The 3,392-nt window shown below is 27.3% G+C and carries 5 protein-coding genes; 4 read left to right on the top strand and 1 reads right to left on the bottom strand.

What is annotated here, in order from left to right; all coding sequences use genetic code 11:
- Positions 1-333 (bottom strand): 6TM ABC transporter family protein (locus tag HMPREF2918_RS11435; protein ID WP_218108101.1); only part of this gene is annotated, 333 nt, incomplete at its 3' end.
- 690 nt (positions 334-1,023) lie between these two features.
- On the opposite strand from HMPREF2918_RS11435, the gene HMPREF2918_RS04485 reads away from it, so the two are divergent.
- The 4 genes from HMPREF2918_RS04485 to HMPREF2918_RS04500 form a co-directional block, all read left to right on the top strand.
- A complete protein-coding gene (locus HMPREF2918_RS04485) occupies positions 1,024-1,266 on the top strand; it encodes a hypothetical protein (protein ID WP_070594698.1) in 243 nt (80 codons plus the stop codon).
- Positions 1,267-1,282: 16 nt separating this feature from the next.
- Positions 1,283-1,906, top strand: coding sequence for a CPBP family intramembrane glutamic endopeptidase (locus HMPREF2918_RS04490; protein ID WP_070594699.1), 624 nt, complete (start codon positions 1,283-1,285; stop codon positions 1,904-1,906).
- Positions 1,907-2,085: 179 nt separating this feature from the next.
- Positions 2,086-2,898 (top strand): McbB family protein, encoded by an 813-nt coding sequence (locus tag HMPREF2918_RS04495; RefSeq protein WP_070594700.1) that lies wholly within the window; start codon positions 2,086-2,088, stop codon positions 2,896-2,898.
- 19 nt (positions 2,899-2,917) lie between these two features.
- Positions 2,918-3,392: hypothetical protein (locus tag HMPREF2918_RS04500; RefSeq protein ID WP_141751581.1), on the top strand; the 475-nt coding region annotated here is incomplete at its 3' end.

Consider the following 3,392-nt stretch of genomic DNA (forward strand, 5'->3'; position numbering starts at 1 on the left):
ACTATGATTATATTTATTAAAATATTCTAAAGGGACTTTTTTTAAATAGTTAATCAATGCTAGGTTTAATTGGAATGAGATCTTGTTTTTTAAAGATAAAGAGATAACAGTATAAAAATAGTTGATTAAAATATTACTCAAAGTGACTAAGCAAATAGCAATACATAGAGAAATAATATTATTTTTTTCTTTAGAATAAGCTAATAAATCTAAAAAACTTGAGTACAGGTTAGGAATAAATAATGAAAGAATTGTAAGTATGGCTTGAAGAAAGAAAATAACAACAATTTTATTTTTGTGAGTAATAATTATATTTTTTAAAAATTGAATCAAAACGAAGACCTCTAAGTATGTATTCTAAAAATTTAGTGGATTGTATTGAAGCTTATATTAGTCACGGTATTTGGTATTTTAAAATAGCGATCAATTATAATTAATAACGATATTTATTAATTGAAGTTAGCATATGGATGAAAATATTATAGCATAAATTGAGCTTATAGTGCTAGTTAATTTCAAAATTCCTGAAAAGTTCAAAAGGACAATACTGTAATTGAAAATGGTAATATAAACAGGATCGTAAAAAAACAAACACGTAAAAGAAATGGGCATTATGATTTTACATGCAATCTTATTGTTAAAGTAATATATTAATTGTTAATGATTCAATAGTTAACACTTGCTTCAAACCGAAGCAATAACAATCGCTATATAACAATGTTGGAACTGTTAGATGGATAAACCTTTGATTTGAGTCCAAATTATATGAGACTTCAGAAGATTCGCTTAGCCAATCGAGAGGACTCTTTAAAGTTGATTGGATCTATATAGGGAAATCAAGTCATGTCAACTGATCTACCTTGTAGTAGAGGTGGTTAATTGACTTCGAAAAATATGGTATCTACGAAAACAATTATTGCTGACTTTAACCATTCGAAGAGAACTATTAAATGATATTAAAATTTCACTTGACAATCTATGAGAGTTATATTATAATAGCAAAAAAAAAAAGGAGATTTTTATATGTCAAAAACCCCAAATAAACCTACATCAATTGGCTCTACTTTAAACGGGAATAGTCAGGATAAATCTACCTACGGTATTACAACAAGTTCAAAAAAACGTGGAGGTAATTCGGGAGGGAACAACGGGAATAGTGGAGGTAATAATGTTAACATTGTAGTTTATTGCTGTTGTTGTTCAAGAGGAGGAGGAAGTGCAAGTTTAACGATGGCTGAGTACATTGAAGAAGAAATTGTGTTATAAATAGGTTCTACCGTAAATGAATAAGTCATATAATCATGGAAGTCAGTTACTTTTAATATTATTCCTCTATACTGTATCTTGGATTAACTTTAACTTTGTTCATATGTATATTGTAGGTGTGGCAACGAGTATCTTTCTTTATAGTGTATCCCTTGATTATTCTTTAAAGATTGAACCTATAAAAAAAAATGAGCAGCCTGTTAGTGTTTTATTGGAGACAGCATATATTATATTTGCGATTCTTTTAAATTTAGCGTTGGTCAGATTGAACAGTCTGTTTTTTGAAAATAATATAAATTTAAAGTTAAATGAATATGGTTTAGAACTTATACGAGGGAACTTTTTAAATTTATTACTAATAGTATTTGCAGCACCTCTTCTCGAGGAGATTATATTTCGTAAAATCTTGTTGAGTTATATTTTTGAAAAGGTAAAGTCAGGTTATTCCCTTAAAATAATAATTGCAGTATTTTTATCTTCTGTAATCTTTGCTCTTAGTCACGCCATGGATTATAGTTTAGTTAATTTGCTTAATAGGTTAGTATTTGGTATTTTAGCTTCTTTATTATTTTTAAGGACGGGTAGATTACGAAGCTCTGTAGTTTTTCATGGTTTACTTAATCTTGTAGCACTACTCTGATAAATGACCATTTTACTTTAAATTTGTAAAAATAGATATTGCGGTATTATTGATCGCTAAGTTTTTAGCTCCTGGTCTTTATGATTAAGGAGCTGTTTTGTTAATTGGATGTTTATAGATTATGATTTAAATTTATGACATCTTTTATCACTCATTTTGGCTAGGAGGATTCATAACCAATGTACAAAATTAGACAGTTTATCATAAACACCATCAATGGTAAAGGAATAATTCAGAATTCAAAGGGAATTACAATAGTTGATAATAAAGAATTATTAGAATTTTTTACTAAAATAGATCAAGAGGGAATTCTCTATGTGACGGACGAAATATTTGAAAAGGAGTTCAGTGGAGAACATGTCGAAGTTATTGATTTTTTATTACAGTCCGATTTGATATATAGGTTACCAGATCCTAATTTTTCTATAAAACAAATAAATGTTTATACTAATAATAATGATTTTAAAGAGCTTATATCTTTTATTAATTCTGATGAAGTAGTTTTAATCGAAGAAGAGGAATATGAAAACTTGAAACAGGACTCATGTCTATTCATTTTTTTAAATAGATTTATTCCCAGTGATTTATATAAAATTTGCGATACTATTAGAAATAGACAGGTAAAGTTTTGTATTTCTTTTGTTTATAATTCAAAAATATACATTTCTAATTTATATCAAAAAGACTGGTATAATCCGTGTCCAAAATGTTTTTTTGCGAATATAGAAAGCAGTTTAAGAGCTTATTCTCAATATGAGGAAGGATACTCATTCCAGACAATAGTTGATATTATATATAGTAAAGAACCTAGATTTGAACTTAACGCGCCAATTTCCAAAGTCCTATTAGTTACTTTATTGAGCGAAGTTTTTAAGATGAGATTGAATGACTACAATGTTCTAAGTACTAGGGTGAAAGAAATTGATTTTAATGGTAATATAAAATATGATATCGCAACAAATTTTGAATTATGTGATTGTTTTGAAATTTAGTAAAGATTTGAGGTAGATCATGAATGATAAGAAACTTATTTTATTAAAATTCAATCAGTTACTAAGTTACTATAATGAAAATGAATTCTCAAATATAAAGATTTATACTGATTTAATTTGCGATGAAATGTCTTCTTTCAAAGAGAGCAAGAGTCATGAGTTAGAAATAGAAGATAAGGAATTTTTTGAAGTTTTATTAAATTTTAGCAACCAACATCCTAATTTGCTGATCAATACAATAAGTCCAGTAAAGAATAGTAAAAACTTATCTTCTAAGACTATCTGGTTTAATAAAATACATAATAGTACTTTAAAAGAAGCAGATTTATTTTCAAAATCTGACGAAGCATACATATTTATCTTATACGATATAAAAAGTATTGAGTCTTTAGAATTGACTTCTTATACAGATGCATTTTTTCACTCAGGAATACTTTTTTCAAAATTAAAAAGTATAGGTGTAGTGAACCGCACCCCAAAAGTTAGACAGAAAA

It is taken from the genome of Streptococcus sp. HMSC065C01 (assembly GCF_001813525.1).
In the GTDB taxonomy this organism is placed as follows: Bacteria; Bacillota; Bacilli; order Lactobacillales; family Streptococcaceae; genus Streptococcus; species Streptococcus parasanguinis_V.

Bases quoted from the DNA above. Each gene is read 5' to 3' on its own strand.
- HMPREF2918_RS04485 (WP_070594698.1), top strand. From the start codon at position 1,024: ATGTCAAAAACCCCAAATAAACCTACATCAATTGGCTCTACTTTAAAC.
- HMPREF2918_RS04490 (WP_070594699.1), top strand. From the start codon at position 1,283: ATGAATAAGTCATATAATCATGGAAGTCAGTTACTTTTAATATTATTC.
- HMPREF2918_RS04495 (WP_070594700.1), top strand. From the start codon at position 2,086: ATGTACAAAATTAGACAGTTTATCATAAACACCATCAATGGTAAAGGA.